The organism is Micromonospora sp. NPDC049366 (assembly GCF_044466625.1).
GTDB lineage: Bacteria > Actinomycetota > Actinomycetes > Mycobacteriales > Micromonosporaceae > Micromonospora.
Map to the genome: position 1 here is coordinate 224397 of NZ_JBITMV010000007.1, position 25982 is coordinate 250378.

27 protein-coding genes and 1 pseudogene are annotated in these 25982 nt (G+C 70.5%); 16 read left to right on the forward strand and 12 right to left on the reverse strand.

Features of this window, described 5'->3' with window-relative positions:
* Positions 1–3 precede the first annotated feature (3 nt).
* The 5 genes from ACIBTV_RS12945 to ACIBTV_RS12965 form a co-directional block, all read right to left on the reverse strand.
* On the reverse strand, positions 4–846 hold the full coding sequence (locus ACIBTV_RS12945; protein ID WP_396704327.1) for an aminoglycoside N(3)-acetyltransferase: 843 nt from the start codon (positions 844–846) through the stop codon (positions 4–6).
* On the reverse strand, positions 833–3205 hold the full coding sequence (locus ACIBTV_RS12950; RefSeq protein WP_396704329.1) for an FxsB family cyclophane-forming radical SAM/SPASM peptide maturase: 2373 nt from the start codon (positions 3203–3205) through the stop codon (positions 833–835). Before ACIBTV_RS12950 ends, ACIBTV_RS12945 begins: the two co-directional genes overlap by 14 nt.
* Positions 3206–3208: 3 nt before the next feature.
* Complete coding sequence (locus ACIBTV_RS12955; RefSeq protein ID WP_396704331.1) at positions 3209–3385, reverse strand: hypothetical protein; 177 nt, start codon at positions 3383–3385, stop codon at positions 3209–3211.
* A gap of 194 nt (positions 3386–3579) precedes the next feature.
* Positions 3580–3870 carry a hypothetical protein gene (locus ACIBTV_RS12960; RefSeq protein WP_396704333.1) on the reverse strand — a complete coding sequence of 97 codons (291 nt, stop codon included), beginning with the start codon at positions 3868–3870 and terminating at the stop codon, positions 3580–3582.
* A 551-nt stretch (positions 3871–4421) separates the two neighbouring features.
* Complete coding sequence (locus tag ACIBTV_RS12965; protein WP_396704335.1) at positions 4422–4898, reverse strand: hypothetical protein; 477 nt, start codon at positions 4896–4898, stop codon at positions 4422–4424.
* Positions 4899–5001: 103 nt separating this feature from the next.
* Between ACIBTV_RS12965 and ACIBTV_RS12970 the strand changes: the two genes are divergently transcribed.
* The gene (locus ACIBTV_RS12970) at positions 5002–5622 is read left to right on the forward strand and encodes a TetR/AcrR family transcriptional regulator (RefSeq protein ID WP_396704337.1); all 621 of its coding nucleotides are present in this window, start codon (positions 5002–5004) and stop codon (positions 5620–5622) included.
* 95 nt (positions 5623–5717) lie between these two features.
* Here ACIBTV_RS12970 and ACIBTV_RS12975 read toward each other — a convergent pair.
* Positions 5718–6316: pseudogene (locus ACIBTV_RS12975) on the reverse strand (IS630 family transposase); the annotation flags it as partial.
* A gap of 78 nt (positions 6317–6394) precedes the next feature.
* Here ACIBTV_RS12975 and ACIBTV_RS12980 point away from each other — a divergent pair.
* The 3 genes from ACIBTV_RS12980 to ACIBTV_RS12990 all read left to right on the forward strand — a co-directional run bounded on the left by ACIBTV_RS12980 (position 6395) and on the right by ACIBTV_RS12990 (position 9689).
* Positions 6395–8365, forward strand: coding sequence for an acyl-CoA dehydrogenase (locus ACIBTV_RS12980; protein ID WP_396704339.1), 1971 nt, complete (start codon positions 6395–6397; stop codon positions 8363–8365).
* A gap of 168 nt (positions 8366–8533) precedes the next feature.
* Positions 8534–9307 (forward strand): hypothetical protein, encoded by a 774-nt coding sequence (locus ACIBTV_RS12985; protein WP_396704341.1) that lies wholly within the window; start codon positions 8534–8536, stop codon positions 9305–9307.
* Positions 9285–9689 carry a zinc ribbon domain-containing protein gene (locus ACIBTV_RS12990; RefSeq protein WP_396704343.1) on the forward strand — a complete coding sequence of 135 codons (405 nt, stop codon included), beginning with the start codon at positions 9285–9287 and terminating at the stop codon, positions 9687–9689. The genes ACIBTV_RS12985 and ACIBTV_RS12990 overlap by 23 nt, the downstream gene beginning before the upstream one ends.
* Positions 9690–9842: 153 nt before the next feature.
* On the opposite strand, the gene ACIBTV_RS12995 is transcribed toward ACIBTV_RS12990, so the two are convergent.
* On the reverse strand, positions 9843–10493 hold the full coding sequence (locus ACIBTV_RS12995; RefSeq protein ID WP_396704345.1) for a LysE family translocator: 651 nt from the start codon (positions 10491–10493) through the stop codon (positions 9843–9845).
* 2 nt (positions 10494–10495) lie between these two features.
* Positions 10496–11242 (reverse strand): metallophosphoesterase, encoded by a 747-nt coding sequence (locus ACIBTV_RS13000; protein WP_396704347.1) that lies wholly within the window; start codon positions 11240–11242, stop codon positions 10496–10498.
* A gap of 91 nt (positions 11243–11333) precedes the next feature.
* Here ACIBTV_RS13000 and ACIBTV_RS13005 point away from each other — a divergent pair, with 91 nt between their 5' ends.
* The 3 genes from ACIBTV_RS13005 (at position 11334) to ACIBTV_RS13015 (ending at position 12741) form a co-directional block, all read left to right on the forward strand.
* Complete coding sequence (locus ACIBTV_RS13005) at positions 11334–11987, forward strand: CGNR zinc finger domain-containing protein (protein WP_396704349.1); 654 nt, start codon at positions 11334–11336, stop codon at positions 11985–11987.
* Between the two features lie 281 nt (positions 11988–12268).
* The gene (locus tag ACIBTV_RS13010) at positions 12269–12397 is read left to right on the forward strand and encodes a hypothetical protein (protein WP_396704351.1); all 129 of its coding nucleotides are present in this window, start codon (positions 12269–12271) and stop codon (positions 12395–12397) included.
* A gap of 191 nt (positions 12398–12588) precedes the next feature.
* Complete coding sequence (locus tag ACIBTV_RS13015; protein ID WP_396704353.1) at positions 12589–12741, forward strand: hypothetical protein; 153 nt, start codon at positions 12589–12591, stop codon at positions 12739–12741.
* A 33-nt stretch (positions 12742–12774) separates the two neighbouring features.
* Here the strand turns inward: ACIBTV_RS13015 and ACIBTV_RS13020 are convergent, their stop codons facing one another.
* The 3 genes from ACIBTV_RS13020 to ACIBTV_RS13030 all read right to left on the reverse strand — a co-directional run bounded on the left by ACIBTV_RS13020 (position 12775) and on the right by ACIBTV_RS13030 (position 15017).
* Complete coding sequence (locus tag ACIBTV_RS13020) at positions 12775–13596, reverse strand: alpha/beta fold hydrolase (RefSeq protein WP_396704355.1); 822 nt, start codon at positions 13594–13596, stop codon at positions 12775–12777.
* 19 nt (positions 13597–13615) lie between these two features.
* Complete coding sequence (locus tag ACIBTV_RS13025) at positions 13616–14185, reverse strand: DJ-1/PfpI family protein (protein ID WP_396704357.1); 570 nt, start codon at positions 14183–14185, stop codon at positions 13616–13618.
* An 88-nt stretch (positions 14186–14273) separates the two neighbouring features.
* A complete protein-coding gene (locus ACIBTV_RS13030; RefSeq protein WP_396704359.1) occupies positions 14274–15017 on the reverse strand; it encodes a GntR family transcriptional regulator in 744 nt (247 codons plus the stop codon).
* A 312-nt stretch (positions 15018–15329) separates the two neighbouring features.
* On the opposite strand from ACIBTV_RS13030, the gene ACIBTV_RS13035 reads away from it, so the two are divergent.
* The 8 genes from ACIBTV_RS13035 (at position 15330) to ACIBTV_RS13070 (ending at position 23735) form a co-directional block, all read left to right on the forward strand.
* Entirely contained in the window at positions 15330–16709 is a 1380-nt protein-coding gene (locus tag ACIBTV_RS13035) for an extracellular solute-binding protein (protein ID WP_396704361.1), read from the forward strand.
* A complete protein-coding gene (locus tag ACIBTV_RS13040; protein ID WP_396704363.1) occupies positions 16706–17656 on the forward strand; it encodes a carbohydrate ABC transporter permease in 951 nt (316 codons plus the stop codon). The genes ACIBTV_RS13035 and ACIBTV_RS13040 overlap by 4 nt, the downstream gene beginning before the upstream one ends.
* Positions 17656–18567 (forward strand): carbohydrate ABC transporter permease, encoded by a 912-nt coding sequence (locus ACIBTV_RS13045; RefSeq protein ID WP_396704365.1) that lies wholly within the window; start codon positions 17656–17658, stop codon positions 18565–18567. The genes ACIBTV_RS13040 and ACIBTV_RS13045 overlap by 1 nt, the downstream gene beginning before the upstream one ends.
* Entirely contained in the window at positions 18567–19634 is a 1068-nt protein-coding gene (locus tag ACIBTV_RS13050) for an ABC transporter ATP-binding protein (protein ID WP_396704367.1), read from the forward strand. Before ACIBTV_RS13045 ends, ACIBTV_RS13050 begins: the two co-directional genes overlap by 1 nt.
* Positions 19634–20710 carry an ABC transporter ATP-binding protein gene (locus tag ACIBTV_RS13055; protein ID WP_396704369.1) on the forward strand — a complete coding sequence of 359 codons (1077 nt, stop codon included), beginning with the start codon at positions 19634–19636 and terminating at the stop codon, positions 20708–20710. The genes ACIBTV_RS13050 and ACIBTV_RS13055 overlap by 1 nt, the downstream gene beginning before the upstream one ends.
* A gap of 148 nt (positions 20711–20858) precedes the next feature.
* Entirely contained in the window at positions 20859–22319 is a 1461-nt protein-coding gene (locus tag ACIBTV_RS13060) for an NAD-dependent succinate-semialdehyde dehydrogenase (protein ID WP_396704371.1), read from the forward strand.
* Positions 22316–22504, forward strand: a complete 189-nt coding sequence (locus tag ACIBTV_RS13065; RefSeq protein WP_396704373.1) for a hypothetical protein — start codon at positions 22316–22318, stop codon at positions 22502–22504. The genes ACIBTV_RS13060 and ACIBTV_RS13065 overlap by 4 nt, the downstream gene beginning before the upstream one ends.
* Position 22505: 1 nt before the next feature.
* On the forward strand, positions 22506–23735 hold the full coding sequence (locus tag ACIBTV_RS13070; protein WP_396704374.1) for an iron-containing alcohol dehydrogenase: 1230 nt from the start codon (positions 22506–22508) through the stop codon (positions 23733–23735).
* Positions 23736–23901: 166 nt separating this feature from the next.
* Here ACIBTV_RS13070 and ACIBTV_RS13075 read toward each other — a convergent pair whose 3' ends face one another.
* Positions 23902–24774, reverse strand: a complete 873-nt coding sequence (locus ACIBTV_RS13075; RefSeq protein WP_396704376.1) for an HAD hydrolase family protein — start codon at positions 24772–24774, stop codon at positions 23902–23904.
* Between the two features lie 390 nt (positions 24775–25164).
* Here ACIBTV_RS13075 and ACIBTV_RS13080 point away from each other — a divergent pair, with 390 nt between their 5' ends.
* Complete coding sequence (locus ACIBTV_RS13080; RefSeq protein ID WP_396704378.1) at positions 25165–25749, forward strand: hypothetical protein; 585 nt, start codon at positions 25165–25167, stop codon at positions 25747–25749.
* Positions 25750–25982 lie beyond the last annotated feature (233 nt).

Sequence of the window (25982 nt, forward strand, 5' to 3'; positions counted from 1 at the left end):
GCTTTACGGTCGGCGATGCCCGGCCATCCAGGTTGTCGCGAAATCAACCGCGGCGCGAAGATCAAGAAGCCTCGACGGCGCGGCCCCCACGAGGCCGTGGGCGACCGGCAGGTGAGCCTCGATCGCCGCCCCGAGCTCGGGAAAATCCGTCGCGTCGAGTGTCGGTGCGCGGAAGTCCCGCCGCTCCCGGCTGCCGTCCACCAGCACGTAACAGCGGTACGCCCGCTCCGGCGGCGGGCCGGGCGGCCGGCGCGCCCCGGGCCGGTACTCCGCCAGGTGCAGCGCGGTGCACCGGTCGTAGCCCACCCCGAGCAGCAGGACGGCGGCGCCCCCGGCGTAGAGGCGACCGAGTGGGGACCGCTCCCCGAGGTGGCAGTCGAGGTCGTGCACCTCGGTGAGCTCGGCCGCGCGCCGGCCCAGCGCGGCGAAGGACGTGATCGGATGGTTGCTGCGCGCCGCACCGGGCTGCCGTCGGACGTGTTCGGCGAAGACGCCCATCCCCTCCGATGGTGTGGTCATCGGATCGAACCCGGCCAGTCGCGCCTCGTACGCGGCCCGGCCCGCCGCGTCCATCCCTTCGGTGGCGGCGCGGAACACCGGACCCGTCGGCGAGGTGCCGACCGTCTGCGCCGGCACGACAACCGTCGCGTCCGGGCCGGCCACCCGGCGCAGCGCCGCCAGCAGCGTCGCCGGGCCGCCCGCCACTGGGCCGATCCGCCGCATCGAGCAGTGCACCAACAGGTCCTGACCGGCCCGTACGCGCAGAGCGGCCAGGTCGCGGGCGAGCCGGTCGACGTCCCGGGGATCGGCGTGACCGACCCGGGCCAGCGGATCAGTGCGCGTCATCGGGCCACGATTCCACGGTCTCGCGCATGCGCCGGACGAACCGGTCCCCGTGCCCGGTGAGCGCCCCGGTCGCGGCCAGCTCGTCGAGCGTCCGCAGCGTCCACCCGCGATACCGGCGGTAGTGCCGCGCGGCCTCGGTGCCGGGCCGGGCTCGCCAGAGGTCGGCGACGGCCAGATGCGCGTAGGTGCCCTGGAGCGCACCCTCCAGCGGTCGCGGCTCCTCCCGCCACGGCACGACGAGCCGCCGCCGGTACGCCGGGTCGTACAGGACGCTCACATCCAGCAGGCCGCCGAGCTTCACGTGTTGGAACTCGTGCACCAGCAGCTCCGCGAGCGGGTCGGGGTCGGCGGGCACCGTACCGAGCGCCCCGAAGGCGTCCCGGGAGGCGGCGCTGCGCAGCCCGCCGGCGGGCGGGAGCCGCAACGGTGCGACGGCCCGCAGCCCGACCCGAAGACCCGGGACCTGACCGGGCGCGAGGCGCTGGATCCGTGCCCACGCCGCGGCCAGCGACCGCTGCCAGAACGCCAGCTGGGCCGGGTCGAGACGGCCCGTCACCGGCCACTGGTAACAGTCCCGGTACGGGTCGAGATCCTCGACGAGCACGTCCCAGCCGCCCAGATCGACGCGCCGCACCGGCAGCCAGGCCGTCGGCGGCGGCCCGGTGCTCGCCGCCGGCACGGTGACCGTGGATCGGCCGGTGCGGGCGGTGAGACCGCCGCCCGCGATCGACAGCCTCGCGCCCCGCGCCCCCGGCTCGTCGAGCGCGAGCGCGCCGAGACCGGGGAGGTGGAGCAGACCGGACCGCAGCGGCACCTCGATGTCGGCGTCGGCGCCGGCGCGCATCGCCGCGGCCGCGGCCAGCGCGCCGAGGTGCGCCCAGTCGGGTGGCTCGCCGGCGGGCGGGGCGAGGCAGTGCCGCGCCCACCGCCGCACGTAGGGGTGGGCGAAGGTGGCCGACACCGCGTCGGCCGCCTCCTCGTCGAGCCGGACCATCAGGTCCCAGGCCGCGGCTGTCGGGGTGCCGGCGACCCGGTCGGCGATCTGGACCAGCAACCCCCGGACGTAGGCGACCTGGGTGGCGGCGAGCCGCCGCAGGCCGGCCGCCGAGCCGTGGCCGGTGCCGAGATCGTCGAGCAGGTCGTCGGCCGGCAGGCCGTCGAGCAGCAGGTCCCCGCCGGGCCCACCCGGGTCGGGCCCTCCGCCGGTACGCGCGGCGGCGGTCGAGGATTCATGGTTGATCGAGGTGATCAGCTCCTTCAGGTCGGCGCAGTAGACCGACGGGTTGTCGAACCCGCCGGCGTCGGAGTAGCGGTGCGCCCGGAGCCCGCCACCGCACTGGCCGACGACGGGGCAGTCCCGGCAGGTCCGGCAGAGCTGGTTCAGGCCCCGCTGGCTACCGGCGAACTCCGGATGGGCGGCCACGGCGTCGGCCGAGTGTCGGAAGACGTCCAACCCGGTGCCGGCCGCGCCGTCGAACGCGGTCTTCATCGAGTCGGCCAACTCCCAGGCGCCGTCCGTCTCGATCACCGCGAGGTCCGCCGGGTCCAGGCCGACGGACTCGGTGCCGCTGCGTCCGCCCGCCGCGGCGGCCAACAGCGAGTCGAACAGCCGGATGTCGACCGGTGTGCCGCCGCGGATCCACTCCCGGTAGACGCGCAGCAGCCAGTCGGCGTACGGCGTGGCCGCGCCGTCGGGCCGCGGGGGTGGATCGTTCCAGGTGGCGTGTGGAAGCAGGAAGTCGATCCGGGGCGGCGCCTCGGCCAGTAGGGCCTGGTAGACCCGAATCGGGTCGTTGCGCACGTCGACCGTGCAGAGAATGCCCGCGTAGCTGTGGCGGTACTCGGGACGGCGGAGCAGGGCCAGCGCCCGCCGTACCTGGGCGTGGCTGCTCGCCCCGCCGGCGAAGCGTCGGTGCCGATCGTTCGCGGCGGCGTCGCCGTCCAGTGAGATCCCGATCTGCACGCCGTGCTCCACGAGCAGGTCGCACAGCTGCGGGGTGAGCAGCACCCCGTTGGACTGCATCCGCAGGTCCAGTTCGGCGACCGGCTCGATGACCGCGCGCAGGCGGGTCAGCACCATCGCCAGTCCGGCCACCCCCAGCAGCAACGGCTCACCGCCGTGCAACACCAGGTGGACCCGGCGCAGCCCGTGGTGTCGCGCGTGCTCGGCGATCCGGTCGGCGGCGGCCGCCACGGTGTCCGGGGCGATCTCGCGCGGCCGGCCACGCCAGCTCTGGTCCGCGTGCTCGTAGACGTAGCAGTGGTCGCACGCCAGGTCACACCGGCTGTGCACCTTGAGGACGTACTGACTCAGTGGTCGCGGCCGGACCTCAGATGCGCCGGGCGTGGTGGACACCACGCATCAGATCGACGATTGGAACGCCGCCACATCGACCGCCTCGGAGCGGTTGCGATCCTCGACGATCCGCCGGACGAACGGACGAACCTGCTCGGCGGTGAGCTGGCGCAGTGGGGTACGCAGGAGCGCGGTGAGATCGGTGGACGTCTGCTGGGCCTCGACGGGTGCGGCATGGGCCACGGCGATTCCCCCTCAATGCCGGTGCACGCGGACGGATCGGTCGACGACAGAGCGACGAGCTTCACTCCACCTAGCAGCATAGAGATGACCTGCCCTCATGTCATCCGGCCTGAATCCGACCGGCTGGCGGCCCCGGCGCCCGGGCGCCGTACGCCCGGCCGGCGCCGGAGCGGGGACCCGTGGCTATCGGCCGGTCACTCGACCGCGTCGGCGAGCACCCGCCAGACCTGGGTAGCGAGCCAGTCGTTCAGTTGACTCAGGCTGACCTCCTCCTGGTGGTCGAACCACCAGATGACGCCGGCGTCGACCATTCCGACGACGACAGCGACCAGGTACGCGGGCAGGTCCGCCCGGTAGCCGGCGGCCCGCAGCCCGACGACGGCGGCCCCGGTCAGCTCGGGGACCACCTGCGCGGCGCCCTGCCGGGCCCGGAAGCGGTAGAGGTTCGGGTGGGCCGCCGCCCCGCTCAGCACCCGGCCGATCATGCCGTGCACCACCGCGTACGGCGTGTTCGGCGCCGGCGCCGGCGGGCGGATCCACGCGCTCAGCAGGCGTACGACGTGCCCGGCGACCGCCTGGTCGAGGTCGTCCTTGCCGGTGAAGTGGCGGTAGATGCGGCCCGGGCAGCCCGGCCCGGTCGGCCACCACGGTCAGGCCGGCGTCGGGTCCGTACTCCTCGATGGCGCGGGCCGCGGCCTCCGCACCACCAGGCTGTTCGGCCGCGGTGACGGCGGGTTAGTCACGTGGCGGTACGACGGAGTACTCGACGAGGCCCGCTCGTCGATTTAGCCTGTTCCGAGACACGAGGAGCGGCGCCCGCACCGGCCTCGGGGCGAGCGGGTGGAGCCGGAGGGTGGCGGTGTTCTCGGCGGGTGCCTGGTCGAACTCGTTGCGGTTGCGGAGGATGTCGCTCTGGTGGCCACGGTCCCAGTACACGAGCCCGTCCATGGATCGCTCAGCGAGCGGCCGAGCGGCGTCGGGGCATAGTCGGGGGGACCCGGCCCGCGGGAGAGTCCTCCACGCGGGCCAGGCTCCTTCATGCCCGCGGGTAGTACTGGTCGAAGGCTTCGGACTCGAGCTGCCAGCCAAATGACCGGCTGATCTTTCCGTCGGAGATCTCGTAGACGTAGAGCCGTGGCACGACCAGCTCCGGCCGGCCTGGGCGAGCGTGCCGCTCGTTGACCACGAGCGCGACGACGGCATCGCCGGCGAGGAGGATGGTGGGCGGTGCGGCGAAGGTGATGTTGCCGCCGCTGAGCTCCTGCAGGCGTCGCATGACCTTCAGCGACTCCTCCGGGCTGTTCGTCTCGCCCGAGAGCTCCGAGTTGCCGGCGGTGTAGCTCGGCTTGTTCTCGGCGTAGAAGCTGGCCATTCGCGCCAGCCCCTCCGCACCGCCATCACCGTAGGCCGCGTAGTAGTCGATCAGGAGCTGATAGTTGGCGGCGGCGGCGGTCGTCGTGTCACGGCTTCCGGTCGCACCGCCTGTTGCCCGAGCTGCCTGTCGAGCAGTCATCTTGACTCCCAAGATAGAATTCCTCGTGAAACTGGGGACTCTCCCCACATCGGTATGTGGGGAGAGTCCCCAGATATGCAAGTGGCACCGGGAGGTCGACGAGATGGCGGCGAAGCGGGCGCTCCGCGCTGATGCCCAGCGCAACCGAGAAGCGATCCTGGCGGCCGCGCGTTCCGTCTTCGAACGCGAGGGCATCCGCGCCCCCACGGATGCGATAGCCACCGTCGCAGGGGTCGGTAATGCCACGTTGTACCGCAACTTCCCCACGCGCGACGACCTTCTCGCATCCGTCATGGTCAGCAGCGTGCAGGAGGTTCTGGAACAGTCGATCGAGGTTGAACGCCGCCTGCCCCCCGCGGAAGCACTTCGCGAGTGGCTGTACCAATTGGCGTGGCGGCTTCGCATCTGGAACGACCTGCCCAGCTCGATCGCAGCCGCCATCCACGACCACGCGTCGCCCATGCAGATCGTCTGCGGGCCGCTCATCAGCCGTACTGAACAACTCCTGACGCGAGCGCGCGAGGAGGGCGTGGTGACACATAGCGTCACGGCACCGCAACTGTTCGAGCTGATCACGACTGTGTCCTGGGGCATCGACCGCTTTGGAGACGATCCCGAGGGTGCTCGCGCTCGGGTCGATCTTGCCGCCGGCGGCATCTTCACCGGGAGGTCGGACGTCGAGCCAACTTCGAGGAGCGGGTCGATCGGGGCGAGAGACATGTAGTTTCGCGGCGGCCGGACCAGGCATCGGAGGTCGCGTTGTGGCCAGGCTGAGGAAGGCTTCGTGGATGTCGTCGCGGCGTTCCCAGCGGATGCGTAGCCGTCGGCGTTGTTGAACGCGGCGAACAGGCTGGTGATGTCGTTGCGGGCGTAGTCGTGGGTGCGCCGTTCGGGCATGCCGGGCATCATCGGCAGCACGGGTTGTGCGCGGTCCAGGGCCTGGATCTGGGATTTCTCGTCCACGCACAGCACGACGGCCCGTTCGGGCGGGCTGTGCCAGAGGCCGACGACGTCGACGACCTTCTCGATGAGCTGCGGGTCGGTGGACCGCTTGAACGTGTCCGCCCGGTGCGGTTCGAGCCCGAAGTCCCGCCAGATCCGGCCGATTGTTGACTTCGACAGCCCTGACCGCTCGGCCATCGACTTACGGGACCAGTGGGTGGCGTTGCGGGGCGTCTGCTCCAGGGTGGCGATCACCACCTGTTCGACCTGGTCCAGGCTGATCGATGGGGGCCGGCCCGGGCGCTGCTCGTCGATCAGCCCATCGAGGCGCTCGGTCAGGAACCGCCGCCGCCATCTGCCCACCGTGGACAAATGACACTCAAAGCCGTTGCCACGTCTGTGTTCGACGCACCTCCCGCGCACACGCGAATGATCTTCGCGCGCATCCCTCTCCTACACCGATTCATGAGGCGAATTCCCGGCGCACCGCCCTAGCGGCTCGATACCTTGACTGGGTACGAGCTGTACCCATGACGCTGTCACCCGAGGTAGCCATGAGTAACGTGCCCGGCCCCGTCGACCCGGCCCGCCTTCAGGACGTGCTCGACGGACCGTGGGCACGGGTCCGCGACGGGCACCGGGCGAAGCTCGACGCCCGCTTCCTCCCGGTGTACGGCGAGAGCGGCGACGAGGCCCGCGAACGGGTCACCCGGCTGCTCACCCAACTGCCGACCGAGTTCGGGATGCCGTCGGCCTATCCCCCCGAATACGGCGGCCGGTCCGACGTCGGCGGCTCGATCGTGGCCAGCGAGATGCTGGCGCAGGTCGACCTGTCGCTCATGGTCAAGGCCGGCGTGCAGTGGGGCCTGTTCGGCGGCGCCGTGCTTGCCCTCGGCACGCGGCGGCACCACGACGCCCACCTGCGCGACATCGCGTCGGGAGCGCTTCTCGGATGCTTCGCCATGACCGAGACCGGTCACGGCTCCGACGTCCAGCAGCTGCGCACCACCTGCACGTACGACCCACGGACTCGGGCCTTCGACCTGCACACCCCGCACGAGGCGGCCCGCAAGGACTACATCGGCAACGCGGCGCGGGACGGACGGATGGCGGTGGTCTTCGCCCAGCTGATCACCGAGGGACGCGGCCACGGCGTGCACGCGTGGCTGGTCCCGATCCGCGACGCGCAGGGCAACCCGATGCCCGGCGTGACCATCGGCGACGCCGGCCCCAAGGGTGGCCTGCTCGGCGTGGACAACGGGCGGCTCAGCTTCGACCACGTGCGGGTGCCCCGGGACATGCTGCTGGACCGGTACGGCCAGGTCGCGGAGGACGGCACCTACTCCAGCCCGATCGAGAGCGACACCCGACGCTTCTTCACCATGCTCGGCACCCTGGTCCGCGGTCGGGTCAGCGTCGGCGGCGCCGCGTCCGCGGCCACCAAGTCCGCGCTGACCATCGCGGTCCGCTACGGCGACATCCGCCGCCAGTTCGGCACGCCCGACGCCGACCGGGAGGTGCCGCTCAACGACTACCTGGCCCACCAGCGCAAGCTGCTGCCCGCCCTGGCCACCACGTACGCCCTGCACTTCGCCCAGGCCGAGCTGGTCGCCGCGCTCGACGAGGTGCACCGCGGCGACGGGCCCCTCGACGAGCAGCGGCAGCGGGAGCTGGAGTCCCGCGCCGCCGGCCTCAAGGCGGCGCAGACCTGGCACGCCACCCGCACCATCCAGATGTGCCGTGAGGCGTGCGGCGGGGCCGGCTACCTGGCCGAGAACCGGCTGCCCGGCCTGAAGGCCGACACCGACGTCTTCACCACCTTCGAGGGTGACAACACGGTGCTGCTGCAACTCGTCGCCAAAGGGCTGCTCACCGGCTACCGCGACGAGTTCGGCTCGCTGGACGGCTGGGGGCGCGCCTCCTTCGTCGCCGAGCAGGTCCGCGCCATGGTGCTCGAACGCACCGCCGCGCGCTCGCTCATCGAGCGGCTCGTCGCCTCCGTGCCCGGCCGGGACGAGGAGGTCGCCGTCACCGACCGCGGGTGGCAGCTCAAGATCTTCGAGGACCGCGAGAAGCACCTGCTCGACGGCGCGGTGCGGCGCCTGCGCAACGGCGCGTCCGCCAAGAAGGACCAGCCCTTCGACATCTTCAACGACGTCCAGGACCACGTCCTGAGGGTCGCCGCCGCGCACATCGACCGGATCACCCTGGAGGCGTTCGTCGCCGGCATCGAGAACACGGCGGACCCGGCGGCCCGCGCGCTGCTCTCGCGCGTCTGCGACCTGTACGCGCTCAGCGTCATCGAGGCCGACACGGGGTGGTTCCTGGAGCACGGGCGGTTCACGCCGGCACGGTCGAAGGCGATCACCGCCGTGGTGAACGGCCTGCTCAAGGAGTTGCGGCCGCACCTGCGTACGCTCGTCGACGCCTTCGCCATCCCGGACAGCTGGCTGAACTGCGCCGTCCTGCGCGAGGAGGCCGGCCGGCAGGACACCATGGCGGCCCACGACGCCGCGACGTCCTGACCGCCACCGCAACCGCCACCGATCCCCGTCGACGGGGTCGATGATCCTGCCGGCCAGCATCGTGATCTCGTCCTCGCGCGGCCCGCGCCCCAGCCCGATGAGCGCGGCGGTCAGCGCTGGTCGATCCGATGAGGGACCCTGAGGGAGGGCAGGAGAGGAGGCAGGGAGATGAGACAGCACACTCTGGACGCCGGCGGGGCCCCGGTCCCTTTCGGTGCGGCCACCGCCGATGCGCTCCGGCGTGCCGTGGCGACGCGACCCCGGCGGTGGCTGGTGGCGACCACGCTGCTGCTGGGCCTGCTGGCCGCCGTGGCGACGACCGCGGCGCCGCCCGAGGACATCACCTTCTCCACCGTCTCGGACCTGGTGCAGAGCCTGATGTCGGTGACGGTGCCGTTCCTCGGCGTCCTGCTGGCGCACGACCTGCGTCGATCACCCCGGCCGGCACGGCCCGGCCCCACCCTCTTGGCGGCGGTGCTCCTGGCCGCCGCAGTCGGAGTCTTCGGGATCCTGGTCAGCGGCGCCGCGATCGCGCTCGCTCCGTCCGGCACCGCGACGACCCCGTGGCAGCACGCCGCCACCATCGCGGTCGGCGGCGTGCTCGTGCAGATCGTCGCCCAACTGGTCGGCACCGGACTGGGCCTGCTCCTGCGCTCCACTCTCGTCGCGTGCCTCGCCACCATCGTGCTGCCGCTGGGCCTCTGGGCTCTGCTGGGCGCGGTCGACGCCCTCTCTCCCGCGCAGGCCTTCACCCCGTACGCCACGGTCCGGAACCTGCTCTCCGGTGAGATGAACGTGGCGAAGTGGGCCCAGTGGCTCGCCGTACTCCTCATCTGGGGCGTGGGGCTGAACGCCCTCGGGGTGGCCTGGCACACGCGGCGGCAGCCGGGAGACGGCGCAAGGCCAGAGGCCACCAGGCGTGACTCCGCACCGGCAACGTGACCGGTCAAGACAGGTCCGGGAGCCGGTCGCGCGCCGTCCGGTCGCTCGTCACGGCGGTGGCGCTGCTGTCACCGCCGCATCCCGGCCGGGCGGCGGCACGACCTGCGGCTGCACCTCATCCACCTGCCCCGCCTGCCAGCGGCGGATACCGAAACCACGTGGGCGCACCCTGAACCGCCCACACTGCACGTACACCGGGCACCGTGACCTCGTCGCGGCGGCCATGATCGCCACCCGCACCCCGGGCGGCGGACCCACCACCCCCACCACAACCGTGCTGCCCGGGCTGATCACGCACCGTCGAGCCGGCCGGCACCTCCCCGGCGCCGGCCAGTCCCGACGTGACCCCCGCCGCCCACCTGCGACGGCGCGAGCGGCCTAGGTATTTGCTGTAGTCGGCGATCACCGTCAACTTGGCCTGCCAATCGCGAAGCATCTCGGTACGCGGTTCGGTCGGCCACTGCCGGCCGGCGATCCGGAGTAGGGCGGCGGTGATCGGCGAAACTTCCTCTCCTCCGCACGCCGATCGTTTGGGTCAACCTGCTGCGGCGCGGATACCGAGACCGACCAGGAGCGCGCCGGTCAGCCGATCGAGCGCCCGGCGCACCCGGAGGGTACGAAGCAGCCGGGCCGCCGCGCCCGAGACAACGGTCCAGCCAGCGAGCCAGCAGGTGTGTAGCGTCGCGTGCGCCGAGGCCAGCACCAGCATCGGAATCAGCACCGAGCGGTGTGAGTCGAGGAACTGCGGGGCAAGGGTCAGATACACGGCGGCAGCCTTGGGATTGAGCACATTGCCGAGCAGCCCTTGGGCGTACGGGTGGTGCCCGCGCCACGGCAACTGCCGGGGCCGGCGGGTTGCCAGGTCGTCCAGCTTGGCCGAGTCGGTCGGGTGTCGGCGACGGGTCGCCGACCAGAGCAGCCACAGACCGAGCCCGACCAGATAGCCGGCGCCGACCAGCTTCACGATCCAGAACGCCTGTGACGAGCGCAGCACCAGCGCGGCGAGGCCGACGGCTGCGAGAGTCGCGTGCACGTAGATCCCGGTGACCGTACCCAGGATCACCCACCAACCCTGCCGCCGCCCGCCCGCGGCGACCCGTGATACGACCAGGGCCAGGCTGGTCCCCGGCGTCATGGTGATCGGCGCGAGGGCGACCAGGAAGCCGAGTACGGAGATCCCCTGCATCCTCAGACCACCACCCGATAGTGGGTGCTCAGCAGCCCCGCGTCGTCGTACACGTGGAACGCCACCCCTGGCGGCTGTCGCACGTCGACCAGCGGCCCGTCACCCTCCCAGGGCAGCCGGAGCGTAGAGACGACGCCGGGCGCGATCCGCAGTGGCCGACCGGCGAAGGTGCTCGCGGCGGCGGTGTGGAAGTGCCCGGTGAGTACCGCGACGACCTGCGGATGGGCGGCCAGCAGTTCGGCCAGCGGCTCGGCGGGAAACAGCCGCATCGAATCGATGACGGGGTGGTGCAGTTCGACCGGTGGGTGGTGGAAGGAGACGAAGGCCGGTGTCCCGGCCGGCACCGAGCCGAGTTGATCGGCGAGCCAGTCCATAGTCTCCGCGTCGAGGCGACCGTCGTCCTCGCCCGGAATCGACGAGTCCGCGAGCAGGAAGACAGCGCCGGCGACGTCGTACCGGGTGTTGATCGGGCCGCTGCCGCCGCTCTCGTCGCCGAGTAGGCCCTTGCGGTACGCGTCGCGGACATCGTGGTTGCCGGGGCAGACCATGACCGGCAGTGGGGACGCGAAAAGCTTCGCGGCGGTCTGGTACTCGGCCACCTCGCCGTGGTCGGCGATGTCCCCGCTGATCAGGATCGCGTCAACCGGTCGTGGTAGGGCGTGCAGGTAGTCCATCACCCGGGCGGTCCGCTCGGCCGAGCGGGGATGGCTGTCGATGTGCGTGTCACTGAGGTGTGCGATGACGAGCAAGACGCCCCCTAATGGCTATCTCCACCGTAAGCATTAGGGAGGCTACACTCGATCAAGCCGGGCAAGTCAAGGACGTACCAGAGGAGGCCCGATGTCACAGCAGCTCGCGCTCGCCTTGGCCAGCACCATCCGGCACGACGGCAACGGGGGCGTCGCCGACGACCTCGTCGACGTCGCCGGACTGACGACCTGGATCCGGGAGCACGCCGATCCGCTGCGGGAGTACGCCGCCGAGCCCGGGCCGAACGCCAGCACGCCCGATGAGCAACTCCGCCTCGACGTGGTCGCGCTGCGACGCGCCGTGCGTACCCTGTTCGCGCATGCGGTCCGCCCCGGGCCACCGAGCTGGGCCGACTCCTCGACACTGCTTTCCGTGCCGGACGCCGTCGATCAACTCAACCAGGCCGCCGGCCGGCTGCCGGTCCGGCCCGTGCTGAACTGGCCGGACGAGTCGACACCAACGGTTGCCTGGCGCTGCGCGCCGGCCGACGCCCGACTGCGCCTCACAGCGGGGCTGGCCCGGGCCGCGATCGAGTTTCTCGCCAGCCCGGCCCGCGCCCAACTGCTCGCCTGCCCGGCGCCACGCTGCGTGCGTTACTTCGTCAAGGAACATCCGCGCCAGGCGTGGTGCAAGCCGTCCTGCGGCAACCGCGCCCGCGTGTCCCGGCACTACCAGCGCCACGCGGCGAACCCATCAGATGACCCCAGCCGATCCACCTCTGCGAGAAGCGGCCCGACCTGCTGATCAGGCCCGCCTTGAAGTAGCGGTGCGACGGTTTAGGCCAGCGGAGCTGCCCCTCTCACGACCTGGGGATCAGAAGCCACGTATTGATGCGACGCGACGTGTCGGCTTGATCGTCAGAGCTGCGGGCCGCACGCCCTGCTGATTGTGTCGATCAAGAAGGCCGTAGGGCCTTTCCCACTCTGTCTTCACCGGCGTTCCCCGCAGTCATCTGGACCGTCTGGTCGCCGAACTGGCCGATCCGTTCCACGCCGCCCGGGAAGGACGGCTGTATCGCCGCCGGGGTGGACGAGACCGCCGCCGCCGGCCCGTTGCCGGGCATACCCGAAACGCTGACCCTGCGGGACCGGGTGCTGGTCACCCTGGCCTGGCTACGGCCGGCCCTGCCGCACCAGGCCCTGGCCCTGTGGTAGGGCGTGGACCTCTCCACCATCAGCATGGCCGCCGACCTGGAGGCCGCATGGTGAATCACCGCTCGACAGCCACCACTATTGATCCCCCGGTCGTTAGTGGAGACCGCACTAGTCAGCTGGCGACACGCGCCGCACCAGCGTGACTCGCGATTCAGCTCCGTTGATTCCATGGCGACAATGCCAGAGAAGGCTTGACATCTCGATACCCCGCATCCGCCCTGGGTCACCCGGGGGATCGGCGGTTCGACGACTTCATCCTCGACACCGAACCCCGCAAGCGGGATCTCCTCAAGCTGCTGGCCCGCGCCCGGGCGCACACGCTCGCGGCGACCGTCCGACGGTGAGGCCGTGCGGTCGAGCCGGACCCGCCGCGGCGGTTAGTGACCTCGGTCCCGGCGCAGGAAGCACGACAGTAGGTGCCGGAACTCGTGCGGGTGCTCGATCGCCGGCACGTGCCCGCATCGACCGAACACGTGCAGCCGGACATCGGCCAGGTGTGCGAGCAGGGGCTGGGCTGCCGTCCCGAGCGGAGTGACGCGGTCCTCGGCGCCGTGCACGAGCAGCACGGGCGCGCGGACCGCGGCCAGCGTCTGCGTCGAGAGGGTGAGGTCGTCGAACCATCGTGCCCTGGGCGGAGGGAACAGCGGCGCGTACCCGGCCGCCCCCGCCCGCATCGCGGCCGCCCGGGCGTCGACGGCCGCATCGGTCACGAGCGCCTGGTCGAAGACAAGGCGACTGAGCATGTCTCGTGCCCCGAGCGGGCCGGCGGGGGCGGCCCAGACCGCGTCAAGCTCGGCGGAGAGCGACGCCCCGGGGGCGCCCATCGTCGAGACCGCCACGACGTGGGTGACCTGCTGGGGGCGTGCGGCCGCCAACGCCAGCGCCACGGCACCGCCCATGGAGTGACCCACGACCGCGTAGTGCTCGATGCCGAGTGCCTCCATCAGGCCCGCGGCCTGCTCCGTCCACAGCCGCAGCCCGCCCTTGGCGCCCGCCGGGACAGGCGTACGGCCGAACCCCGCCTGGTCAGGAGCCACCAGGTGCCAGGACGTGCCCAGCGCCTGCGCCGTCGTCGCCCAGGCTCCGGACCCGGTCGTGCCGGGTCCGGAGCCGTGCAGCATCAGCACCGCAGGCCCGGCGCCGCCCTCCAGGACGTGGACGGGGGAACCGTCGACGGTGATCGTCCGAAGTGTCGTCACCGAGGCAGGCCAGGTGTGGTCACGCCGATGCGGAGTTGACGGACTTCGAGAAGACCTCCATCATCACCCGGCCGAACTGCGGCATGTCGGGCCACCCCCGGCAGGAGACGAGGTTGCCGTCGACGACGTCCGGGGCGTCGATGACGGTCGCGCCCGCGTTCTCCATGTCACCCGTGATGGGCGGGAAGCACGCCGTCTTTCGACCCTTCAGCAGCCCGTACACCGCCGGCACCTGCGCGCCGTGGCAGACCAGCGCGATGGGGAGGTTGCGGGCGAAGAAGTGCTCGGTGATGCGCCTGACGTCGGCATCGACCCGGATCCACTCGGGGGCACGTCCGCCGGGGATGATGAGGGCGTCGTAGCGCTCGACGTCGACCTCGGCCCAGGGCACGTCGACCGGCAGCTTCCGGCCGTTCTTCTCCACATAGGCGTCGGAGTTGGGGTCGAACTCGTGGATGACCAGCTGCACGTCACGCGTCGTCCGTGACGAGACGTCGACGTCCCAGCCGCCCTCCTGCACGCGGTAGTAGGGATACATGGTGTCGAGTTCCTCGGCGGCGTCGCCGGTCAGGAGCAGCGCTCTGGGCACCTGCTTCTCCTCGCGTCTGGTGGTGGGTGAGGAAGATCCAATCCGATCCGATCCGGTGGCGTTAGCATTCCTCGGCCCAGTTCCACCGTCAAGCCTCTACCGCCAAGGGCTGCGCATCCTCGGCGTCGTCGAACACGCGCCGGAAACGCTCGCCGGAGCGCAGGATGTGCCGCCGCATCGCGTAGGCGGCGGCGTCCGGGTCACGCGCGGCGATCGCGGCCACGATGTCCTCGTGCTCGGCCATGGCCAGGTGGGTGACCTGGGCGTCGCGGTGCAGCCGGAAGAGGTGCACGTGGCTGTGCAGGCGAGCGAGCGCCTCACGGATGACCTGGTTCTCCGCGCTCAGCGCGACGAGATCATGGAAAGCGGCGTCGCGCAGCCCGAAGGCGCCATAGGCCATGGGCCCGCTGCCTCCCTCCAACTCCGCCATCTCCTCCAGCATTCGTCGCAGACCGGCCACCTGCTCCGACGACGCGCGCTCGGCGGATCTGCGCGCCGCCGCCGGCTCGAGGAGTAGGCGGACCTCGAGCATGTCCTCGAATCGGCGACGGGTGATCTGGGGCGGAATGCGGTAGCCGGCGTGCGGCACACGCACGACCAGGCCCTCGGCCTCCATGCGGTTGAGCGCGTCGCGGATCGGCGTCTGCGAGACCCCCAGCTCTCGTGCCAGGACGTCGATCGTGACGCGCGAGCCAGGCTCGATCCGTAGCGACATCAGCTGTCCGAGCAGCGTGTCGTACACCTCGTCGGCAAGCCGACCGCGAGACCTTCCCGCCGGCGTTCCGCCCGTCACGGCCCTGCGGCCCCGCGCGGTCATCGCTTCGTCGTCCATCGTGACGTGAGGTCCTTCCTTGCGCCTTGGTGAAGCTGTTGACATCAGTGACATCACTGCGACATGCTGACGCCCCAACTGGATCGTATAGGAAATGTGACGATCGCCAGCCATCCCGCACATCGCGGCGTTACTCGTGACGCCGGGCCGCGGGTCGCCCCCGGCGACCGCCCGGCAACACGCCCGAACAACCCAGCACCTGCTCGGCGAAGCAATAGCGAGGCCCTAGAAGTCCCCATCCAGAAAGCAGGCCAGATGATGCGATACCCGAAGCAAATAGGACGATCGCGCGTTCCCCGCCGAAAGGCGCGGTTGGCGACGGCGGCCATGCTGCTGGTGGCCACGACCGCGGCGGCGTGCGGCGGTGGGCAGGACGACGGCGGGAAGGCGAGCGCCCCCAAGGCGCCGGCGACCATCCCCCAGCTCACCAACGACCCGCTGACCCTCAGCTTCATCTGGTTCGACTGGCCGCCCGCGCAGGCACTGGAGGCCTTCGCGAACGCGGAGTACAAGAAGGAACGGCCGAACGCGACCATCAAGGTCAACACCGTGCCGAACGCCAACTGGCACGACGCGATGTTCACCCAGTTCGCCGCACGCAAGACCGACTTCGACATCGCGATCCTCGACTCACAACACATCGGCGAGGCCGTGACCAACGGCAACATCCTCGACCTCACCGACTTCATCAAGAACAACATCGACGTCCAGGCCTACAACCCGTACCTCCTGGCGGCCTACGGCCAGTTCCCCCAGGCGGAGACCGGCAAGCGCGACGAGAACGCCAGCCTGTACGGGCTGCCGCTGCTCGGCGACACCTGGACGATGATCTACCGCAAGGACCTGATCGGCGACAAACCACCGCAGACCTGGGACGAGATGATCTCAGTCGCCGAGAAGTGCCAGACGGACAACCCGGGCGTCAGCGGGTTGGCCTTCCACCAGGCCAACGGCTCCGACGCCGCGGCCGTCACCTACAACACCGTCAACGGCGTCTACGGCGGGAACCTCTGGGACCCGAAGACCCGCAAGATCGACGGCGTCCTCAACGACGCCGCGGGCCAGGAGGCGATGGACGTCCTGGTCAACAAGATGAAGCCGCTGACCGCCAAGGGCTCCGGCAACTGGTTCATCGACGAGGTGAACGCGGCGGTCGCCCAGGGCAAGGCCTGCATCGCGTTCAACTGGATCGCCGCGAGCGGCGGCCTGCTCGATCCGAAGCAGTCGACGCTCGGCACCACGCGGGAGCAGATCCTCGACAAGCTGGGTTTCGCCACCCTGCCGAGCCAGAAGACGAACCTCGTCCCGCTCGGCGGGATGGGGATGCACATCTCGGCCTACTCCTCCGCGGCGAACCAGGCGGAGGCGCTGAACTTCATGAAGTGGTTCGAGCGGGCTGACATCCAGAAGAAGTGGGCCGCGGCCGGTGGGGTGCCGGCGCGTACGGACGCCCTGGCGTCGCCCGAGTTCCTCAACGCCGGGCCGTTCAACCAGGTGTACGCCGACTCGGTTCCGCGGATGCGGGACATGTGGAACGTGCCCGAGTACGCGCGCCTGGTCGACATCGAGAACACCAACGTGAACGCGGCCCTCAACGGCGCGAAGAAGCCGAAGGAGGCGCTCGACGACATCGCCAGGGAGCAGCAGAGCGTGCTCGACTCGAGCAACCGCAAGGGCGGCGGCGGACTGTGAGTGCGCCCGTCCCCCTGACGACCGACGACCCCGGGCAGGTGGCGTCCGCGACGCCGCCCGCCCGGGGGCGGTCCCGCCGGCTGAGCGACCGTGGGCTCGCCGTGGCCTTCATCTCCCCCGCGTTGCTGCTGCTGCTCGCCATGTCGGTGTTCCCGCTGCTGTGGGCGTTGTACCTGTCCTTCACCGACTACTCGGCCACCCGCGGCGGGCCCGCCAACTGGGTCGGGTTCGGGAACTACACGGCCATCCTGACCTCGGCGCAGGTCCACACGCGGGCCCTGACCACGTTGATCTACGTGGTCGGCGCGGTCTCCCTGCAGACCGTGCTCGGGTTCGGCATCGCCTACCTGATCTCCCGGCGCACGCACGGGCGGGGACTGCTGACCACCCTGTTCCTGGTGCCGATGATGCTGTCACCGGTCGTGGTCGGGCTGTTCTGGCGATTCATGCTCGACGCCCAGTTCGGCGTGGTCAACAGCATGCTCGGCTCGCTCGGCCTCGGGCAGGTGGAGTGGCTCACCCGGCAGCGGACGGCCCTGCTCTCCCTGATCGTGGTCGACACCTGGCAGTGGACGCCGTTCATCATGCTCATCGCACTCGCCGGCCTCAGCGCGGTCCCCAAGTACCTCTACGAGGCCGCCTCGATCGACCGGGCGTCCGAGTGGTTCCGGTTCCGCACCATCACGCTGCCGCTGGTGTGGCCGCTGCTGCTCATCGCCGTGATGTTCCGGGCCATCGAGGCGTTCCGACTGTTCGACCTCGTCTACATCCTCACCAACGGAGGCCCGGGCGTCTCCACCGAGACGTTGTCGTTCCACATCTACAAGGTCGCGTTCCTGGGCTTCAACACCGGAACCGCCTCGGCGTACGGAATCCTCATGGTCCTCGTCGTCATCGTCCTCACGCAGCTCTATCTGCGCTACCTGAACAAGCTGAAGGAGGGCTGATGGCCGTCTCCGTCGACGAGGCCGTGTCCACCGGTCCGGCCCGGGATCACACGCCTCCCACGCGCCGCTTCGGCGCCCGGGGCCGCTCCGTGGTGGAGGTCGCGCTGCTGACCGCGCTGGCCGCCGTGATGCTCTTCCCGGTGCTGTGGATGATCGAGACGTCCATCAAGGAGAACCGGGACGTCTACGCCATCCCGGCCAAGTTCTTCGACTTCACAGTCACCCTGGACCACTACCGGGACGTGTTCGTCGCCCCCGGCGACGGTCGCACGGCCGTGTCCGTCTCGTTCCTCAACTCCGTCGTGGTCGCCGGGGTCTCCACGGTGCTGGCGACCGTGCTGGGTGTCCCGGCGGCTTGGGCCTACTCACGCTTCGCGGTGAAGGCCAAGAAGGACCAGCTGTTCTTCATCCTGTCCACCCGCTTCATGCCACCCGTGGTGGTCGTGATCCCGATCTTCCTCATGTACCGCCAGGTCGGCCTCATCGACAACAAGATCGGCCTGATCCTCATCTACGCCGCGTTCAACGTGCCGTTCACGATCTGGATGATGAAGGGGTTCGTCGACGAGGTGCCCGCGGAGTACGAGGACGCCGCCATGCTCGACGGCTACACCCGTCTGCAGGCCTTCTGGCGATACACACTTCCCCAGCTCGTGCCCGGCATCGCCGCGACGGCGGTCTTCGCACTCATCTTCTCGTGGAACGAGTTCGTGTTCGCCATCTTCCTCACCTCCAGTGACAGCGTCCGGACGGCTCCGCCCGCCATCGCCGGCCTCATCGGCGGCACCACGACGGACTGGGGTCTCGTGGCAGCCGCGTCCGTGGTGTTCGCCCTCCCGGTGCTCGTCTTCGCCTACCTGGTGCGCAAGCACCTCATCGCCGGTGTGACGCTCGGGGCGGTGCGACGCTGATGGCGGGCATCGAGGTGAGCGCGCTGCACAAGCGCTACCCGGACGGGACGGTCGCGGTCGATCGCGTGGACCTGTCCATCGGCCACGGCGAGCTGTTCGTGATGCTCGGCCCCTCGGGCTGCGGCAAGACGACCACGCTGCGGGCCATCGCCGGCCTGGAACGGCAGACCAGCGGCGACATCCGCATCGGCGACACGCTGGTCAACGACCTGCCGCCCGCCGAGCGCGACATCGCCATGGTGTTCCAGTTCTACGCCCTCTACCCGCATCTGAGAACCCGCGACAACCTGGCGTTCCCCCTGCGCGCCGAGGGGCTGCCCAAGCAGGAGGTACACGCGCGGGTCGACGAGGCCGCCCGGCTGATGCGGCTCGGTCCGCTCCTGGACCGGCGACCGCGCCAGCTGTCCGGCGGGGAGCAGCAGCGGGTCGCGCTGGCTCGCGCCCTGGTGCGTCGACCGCGCGCCTTCCTCATGGACGAGCCTCTCACCAATCTGGACGCGGAGCTGCGGACGGACATGCGCACGGAGATCAAGCACCTGCAGGGCGAGCTGGGGGCGACGATGGTCTACGTCACCCACGACCAGGTCGAGGCGATGTCGCTCGGTCACCGGATCGCCATCCTCAACAAGGGCCGCGTCGAGCAGATCGGTACGCCGCTGGAGGTCTACGACCGCCCGGCGAGTCTCTTCTGCGCCGCGTTCATCGGCTCCCCGCCGATGAACCTGATCGACGTGGAGGTGGCCGACGGCCGGCTGCACAGTCAGGGCGGACTGGTCCTCACGCCACCGCCGGGCCTGCCGCGCGACCGTTCCCTGGTCGCCGGCGTCCGACCGGAGGCGCTGGAGGTCACCGCGCCAGGGGCGGACGGCTCGATCCCCGCCCGGGTGGTCTCGGTGGAGTGGCTGGGCGACGAAATCATCTACGTGGTCGACCACGGCGGCCAGCGCGACGTACGGGTGCGGATGCCACCGACTGTTCGTTTCGCCGCCGACGCCAAGGTCGGGCTGCGGCACACCGGCGGAACCCCGGCGGTCTACGACGTGAGCACGGAAGAGCTGGTGGCCTGATGGGAACGGTGGCAGCGCACGGGCTGCGCAAGTCCTTCGGCAAGGTCCAGGCCCTGGACGGGGTGACGCTGGACGTGCCGGACGGTTCGTTCTTCGTCGTGCTCGGACCCTCCGGGGCGGGTAAGACGACGACCCTGCGGGCGATCGCCGGCCTGGAGAAACTCGACGCCGGGTCGGTGCACCTGGACGGCCGGGACGCCACCGGTGACGCCCCGGCCGCACGCGACCTGGCCATGGTGTTCCAGAACTACGCCCTCTACCCGCGACACACGGCGTACGAGAACATCGCCTCGCCGCTGCGGGCCCGTCGCTGTTCGTCGAGCGAGATCGCCGCCGCCGTCGAGCGGATGTCGAGCCTGCTGCACATCGAACGTCTGCTGCAGCGTCGTCCCGCGCAGTTGTCAGGCGGTGAGATGCAGCGCGTCGCCCTGGCCCGGGCGCTGGTCCGCCGCCCGCGCGCGTTCCTCATGGACGAGCCGCTGACGAACCTCGACCTCAAGCTCCGCGTCGAGATGCGTACCGAGCTCACCCGCATCCACCGGAGCCTCGGCGCGACCTTCGTCTACGTGACCAACGACCAGGTCGAGGCCCTGTCCATGGCCGACCAGGTCGCGGTCCTCAAGGAGGGGAAGGTGCAACAGGTCGGAACGCCCACCGAGGTGTACGAGCGGCCCGCCAACCAGTGGGTCGCCGGGTTCGTGGGGAGCCCGCCGATCAGCCTGCTCGCCTGCCGGGTCGAGGGGGATCGTCTGGTCGGTACGGACGGCTGGACGCTACCTCGACCCCGCTGGACCACGGCTGAGGACGGTCGTCCGCTGCTGCTGGGCGTACGCGCGGAGGACCTGTCCGTCGAGCAGCGTGGGAGCGCCTCGTTGTCGGGTGAGCTCTACGGGCTCGAGCCGCTCGGTGACCGAACGGTGGTCGACGTCCGCGTGGGGACGGAGCTGCTCAAGGTCAAGGCACGACCCACCATCACCGGTACGCCGGGCGAGCGGCTGTCGGTCACCGTCGACCTGGACCGCGCGCACCTGTTCGACGCGGACACCGGGTTGTCGCTGTCCGAGGCCGGGCGGTGACCGCGCCGGCAGACCGGACCACTGCCACCGTCGACCCACTCGGCGACCTCGCCCCCCGACGAGGGCGGGTGACCCGTCCGGCTACGCGCCCAGCACGGTCGCTGAGGCACGCCGGGCATCACCACGGAAGATCACAGGAGGCGACGCAATGAGTGATCCGATGACCGTCCTGGCCCCCGAGCACCGGCGGCTCCGGATCGGCGACGCCTGGCGCGACGCCGCGAGCGGAGCCACGTTCGCCGTCGAGGACCCGGCCACCGGCATGACCATCGCCGAGGTGGCGGACGCCGACATCGTCGACGGGCTCGCCGCCCTGGACGCGGCGGACAAGGCGATGGCGGAGTGGGCGGCGACCCCGCCGCGGAAACGGTCAGAGTTGTTGACCGCGACGTACCGGGCGCTGACCGAGCGATCCGAGGAGGTCGCCCGGCTGATAACGCTCGAGATGGGCAAGCCGCTCGCCGAGGCTCGGGCGGAGGTGACCTACGGCGCCGAGTTCTTCCGTTGGTTCGCCGAGGAGGCGGTACGCGTCGAGGGGCGCTTCAGCGTCGCTCCCGCCGGTGGATACCGCATCCTCACCGTGCCGAAGCCGGTCGGCCCGTGCGTCTTCGTGACGCCCTGGAACTTCCCGTTGGCCATGGGCGCTCGCAAGATCGCACCCGCGCTGGCCGCGGGCTGCACGACGATCACCAAGCCGGCCGCCCAGACGCCACTCACCATGCTGTTGCTGGCCAGCATCATGGAGGAGGTCGGCGTACCCCCGGGTGTCGTCAACGTGGTGACCACCAAGCGTGCCGGCAGGGTGGTCTCGGCGCTGCTGGCCGACGGCCGCACCCGCAAGCTGTCGTTCACCGGCTCGACCGAGGTCGGGCGCGTGCTGCTCCGGCAGGCCGCGGACAACGTGCTGCGTACCTCGATGGAGCTGGGCGGGAACGCGGCTCTGATCGTGTGTGCCGACGCCGACCTGGACGTCGCCGTCAACGGCGCCATGGTGGCCAAGATGCGCAACATCGGGGAGTCCTGCATCGCGGCCAACCGGATCTACGTCGAGGAGCCGGTGCGCGAGGAGTTCACGGCGCGCTTCGTCGAGCGGATGGGCGCGCTCTCGGTGGGCCACGGTCTCGACGACGGCGTGGACGTCGGGGCGCTGATCAACGAGGACTCGGTCACCACGATCGACGAGCTCGTCGCCGACGCGGTCGATCGCGGTGCCCGGCTGCTGGTGGGCGGTAAGCGCCCGGACGGGCCCGGCCACTTCTACCCGCCCACCGTCCTCGTCGACGTGCCCGACGACGCGCGGATGCTGAAGACGGAGATCTTCGGCCCGGTGGCGCCGATCATCTCGTTCACGTCCGACGACGAGGTGCTGGCGAAAGCCAACGACACCGAGCACGGCCTGGTCGGATACATCTTCACCCGTGACCTCCAGCGGGCCCTCCGGTTCACCGAGGGGCTGGAGACGGGGATGATCGGCATCAACCGTGGCCTGATCTCGGACCCGTCAGCTCCGTTCGGCGGCGTGAAGCAGTCCGGCATCGGCAAGGAGGGGTCACACGAGGGCATCCTCGAATACCTCGACCTCACCTACGCGGCGATCGACCTACCGTGACCGGCCTGCCGCTGCGGGCGCCCACCGGGGATCAACGCGCCCTCCGCACACCTGACCTGACCGGCCTGCCCCCGGGGGACGCGCGCGTCCCCCGGGCGGCCGACCTCGCCGACGCCGTCCCGGTCCCGCAGGTGACCTGGACGTGCGCCCAGCACATCGCCGCCGACGTTCCGGGGAGGCACTGACATGCTTGAGACCGTCCGCGGGCCACGCCAGCTGATAGTGGGCGAAGGGGTCGCACAGAACATCCCACGAGTGGTGGCCGAGAGTGGCTCCCGAGTGCTCATCGTGACCGACCAGGTTCTTGTGGCGCAGCCGGGCGTGGCCGAGATCGTGGCCGCCGTGCGGGAGAAGGTCGAGGCCGTCGCGGTGTTCTCCGACGCGACCTCGGACGTGCCACTCACCGATGTCGCCCTGGCCGTCTCGGTCGCCGCCGAGGTGGACGCCGACGTGATCCTCGCCATCGGGGGTGGCACGGTCATCGACCTCGCCAAAATCGTCGGCGTCATCCGGCGCCACGGTGGGACGCCACGCGACTTCTACGGCGAGTCGAGGGTGCCGGGGCCGACACTCCCCCTCGTCGCGGTCCCGACGACGTCAGGCACCGGCTCCGAGCTCACACCCGTCTCGGTGCTGACCGACCCGGACCGGGAACTGAAGGTCGGCGTCTCCAGCGTCCACATCGTGCCCGACTTCGCCATCGTCGACCCCGAACTCACCTACACCTGCCCGGCGACCGTCACCGCCCACTCCGGCATCGACGCGTTCTGCCACGCGGTGGAGAGCTACACCGCGCGACCCCGGCCCCACGGACCGCGCGATCCGGTGGAGCAGGTCTTCCTCGGCCGCAACCCCATCACCGACCACTACGCGCTCCTGGCCGCGGAGCGGATCGCCCGCAGCCTGCGACGTGCCGTCAAGGACGGGGGTGACACGGACGCGCGCGCGGACATGTCCTACGGGTCCATGCTCGCCGGGCTCGCCTTCTCCCACGCGGGCAACGCGGCCCCGCACGCTCTCCAGTACCCCATCGGCGCAGCCACGCACACGCCGCACGGCCTGGGCGTCGGGCTGCTCCTGCCGTACGCGCTGGACGCGGCCAGGGACGCCATCGGCGACCGGTTGGCCACCCTCGCCAAGGTGTGCGGGCTCGACGTGGCCGACGCCTCGGAGGCCGAGGCCGCGGACGCCTTCCTCACCTGGCTCGACGAGCTCCTCGCCGACATCGGCATCCCCCGCACCCTGGCGGACATCGGCGTGGCCCGCGCCGACCTCCCGCGCTTCGCGGAGATGGCCAGTGGCGTCACCCGCCTGATCCAGAACCATCCGGGCCCAACCGACACGGCCAGCCTGACCGCGATCCTCGAAGCGGCCTGGACCGGGGACCGGGCCCGGCGCGTCCCGACTCCGAGCTGAGACGGTCACCAGCCTTCCACCTGACGCGGCTTGCCTGTCGCCGCCGGCGGCGACACGCCACCGTGGCCTGCGGCGTTCCCGACGCACGGAGGGGTTGCCGGGCGTACGCCCGGCGACCCCTCGCCGGGTTCCCACGAACGGCGAAAGGGCCGACCCGGTATCCGGATCAGCCCTGGGATTGCAGCGCAGGGGCTGATGTCAAGGTCGCGGCGATCCAGCGGGCCACGCCGTCGTCGGTGTTGGCGCCGATCACCTGTGTGGCGGCCGCCCGGACCTCGGGTGCAGCGTTCGCGACCGCGAGCGCGGTATCGGCGACCGCGAACATCGGCAGGTCGTTGAGCTGGTCGCCGAAGCACGTCACCCTCTCTGCGGCTACTTCGGCCGTCAACGCCGCAACCGCGGCGGCCTTGGTGCCGGAGGTCAGCTCCAGCCACCATTGCCCGGCTGAGTAGATGTCCTCGGCGAGGACGAGATGGCAGCCGTTCGGCGTGTCAGAGAGTTTCTCGTAAAGCTCCTGCAACGACTGCCGGTCGCCGATCAGGGAGACATAGAACACCGAGGCGGCATCGATGTCGTCCCGGGTGGAGAGGGGGAGCAGCCGGGGGTCACCGGGTCGGGCACGCAGGAAGTTCGCCACTCCTGGTGTGATCCGGTCGGCCATCCAGCAGGCGCGGTCCCTGCCGTCCCGGATGACGTACGCAATCGGTTGCACGAGCCGTGACCCGTCGGTAAGACGAAACACCTCCTCGACCAACGCGGCCGGCAGGAACTGCGCCTGACGTGCCCGTCCCGTCACCGGGTCCACGACGACCACACCGCCGTACGTCATGACCGGAAGCCGCAGCCGCAACGGCGCGGTCACGCGCGCGGCACTGGTGTAGGAACGGGCGGTCGCGTAGGTGAACAGTCCACCACCGGCGATGTACTCGTTGATGACGCTGACCGTGAACGCACTCAGGGTCGCGTCCGGTCGAAGTAGCGTTCCATCAAGGTCGGAGACCAGCAGCTCTCGATGGTGTCGGCGCCCCAGCCCTGACATGTGTGGACCCTAGCAGCATCGGCCCGGTGCTCCTGAGCGGCGCCGTCGCCATGGACCGGCCCTTCGACGCTGAGGCGTGGTCACTCAGTCAGTCACCCAGCTACGACGAAGGGCACATCCGTCGGCTGGATGTGCCCTCTGAACTGGCCAGGACGGCCCTCTGAGTGGTTCACCGCACCGTCATTCTGAACGGACGAAGATCACGGCCGCGAAGCACGTGGTGGGCCAGATCAGTGCATGAACGCGAGGCCGTTCGCGCCCCCCGATGACCGCCCGGCGCACTGGCTACTGGCACGTGGATGGCACGGGCAGCGCCATGCAGATGCGCGTTGTAGCGTGCGCTGTCATGACGCTGACGGCGGTGCGCGTCCTCACGCGGAGACCCCTGTGATGCGCCGTCGGCTGCTCCTGGCCGCCACGCTCGCTGTCGCACTGTGCGCCGGGTATCTGACGGCCACCCTCGGCCATCGCCTCGATCACGGCAGCTCGTGGTGGCACGGAGCTGACGCCCAGTCCCGCACGGAAGGGCCGACGACCGAGGTGCGGTTCACCTTCAATCCCGGAGACCAGATCACGTTCGGCGCGTCCATCCGCAATCCCGGTCCGTCGCCGGTCACGATCAGCGACATCGCGGTCGATGACGGTCCTGCCGATCAGCACGTGTTCAAGGTCGCAAGCTTGGCGGCGAACCATGCCGTCGATGAGTCCACTGCCGTCGTGTTCGACCCGGTCACGGCGGCACCGTTCCAGCCGGTCAGGGTGGGAGCGGGCATGCAGCTGCCGGTCTTCGTAACGATCACGATCCCGGACGTGCAGCAGTCGCCCGGAGCAGGGCTTTACTTCGATGACCTCGCGGTCGACTACGACGTGCTCGGCCTGCCTCGCCACCAGCGGGTACGGATGGGCTTCCGCCTGTTCGTCCACTCTCCGAACGGATATGTGCCCACCGAAGGCCCGACGCGGCCTGGGGATTAGAAGAAGATCGCGGCCGGCTGGGCAGGTGCCCGCGGCCCTGGTCGGCCCGTCTGGCGTTGTCGGATGGCGTCGGCGTCAGCCGGTGGTCTTGGCTGTACGGCTGGCTGTACAGCCGCCACGCTAATGGCACGCCACGGCCTGGCCTCCCGCTTGAGCCGAACGGCCCCGCCGGACAACGGCGGATCATGGGTTGACCGGTATCGGTAAGCCTCGCTAGAGTCGGCCAGTTATTG

Coding starts and splice junctions, on each gene's coding strand:
- ACIBTV_RS12945 (WP_396704327.1), bottom strand. CDS start 846: ATGACGCGCACTGATCCGCTGGCCCGGGTCGGTCACGCCGATCCCCGG.
- ACIBTV_RS12960 (WP_396704333.1), bottom strand. CDS start 3,870: ATGATCGGCCGGGTGCTGAGCGGGGCGGCGGCCCACCCGAACCTCTAC.
- ACIBTV_RS12965 (WP_396704335.1), bottom strand. CDS start 4,898: ATGACTGCTCGACAGGCAGCTCGGGCAACAGGCGGTGCGACCGGAAGC.
- ACIBTV_RS12970 (WP_396704337.1), top strand. CDS start 5,002: ATGGCGGCGAAGCGGGCGCTCCGCGCTGATGCCCAGCGCAACCGAGAA.
- ACIBTV_RS12980 (WP_396704339.1), top strand. CDS start 6,395: ATGAGTAACGTGCCCGGCCCCGTCGACCCGGCCCGCCTTCAGGACGTG.
- ACIBTV_RS12985 (WP_396704341.1), top strand. CDS start 8,534: ATGAGACAGCACACTCTGGACGCCGGCGGGGCCCCGGTCCCTTTCGGT.
- ACIBTV_RS12995 (WP_396704345.1), bottom strand. CDS start 10,493: ATGCAGGGGATCTCCGTACTCGGCTTCCTGGTCGCCCTCGCGCCGATC.
- ACIBTV_RS13005 (WP_396704349.1), top strand. CDS start 11,334: ATGTCACAGCAGCTCGCGCTCGCCTTGGCCAGCACCATCCGGCACGAC.
- ACIBTV_RS13030 (WP_396704359.1), bottom strand. CDS start 15,017: ATGGACGACGAAGCGATGACCGCGCGGGGCCGCAGGGCCGTGACGGGC.
- ACIBTV_RS13045 (WP_396704365.1), top strand. CDS start 17,656: ATGGCCGTCTCCGTCGACGAGGCCGTGTCCACCGGTCCGGCCCGGGAT.
- ACIBTV_RS13050 (WP_396704367.1), top strand. CDS start 18,567: ATGGCGGGCATCGAGGTGAGCGCGCTGCACAAGCGCTACCCGGACGGG.
- ACIBTV_RS13055 (WP_396704369.1), top strand. CDS start 19,634: ATGGGAACGGTGGCAGCGCACGGGCTGCGCAAGTCCTTCGGCAAGGTC.
- ACIBTV_RS13060 (WP_396704371.1), top strand. CDS start 20,859: ATGAGTGATCCGATGACCGTCCTGGCCCCCGAGCACCGGCGGCTCCGG.
- ACIBTV_RS13070 (WP_396704374.1), top strand. CDS start 22,506: ATGCTTGAGACCGTCCGCGGGCCACGCCAGCTGATAGTGGGCGAAGGG.
- ACIBTV_RS13075 (WP_396704376.1), bottom strand. CDS start 24,774: ATGTCAGGGCTGGGGCGCCGACACCATCGAGAGCTGCTGGTCTCCGAC.
- ACIBTV_RS13080 (WP_396704378.1), top strand. CDS start 25,165: ATGCGCCGTCGGCTGCTCCTGGCCGCCACGCTCGCTGTCGCACTGTGC.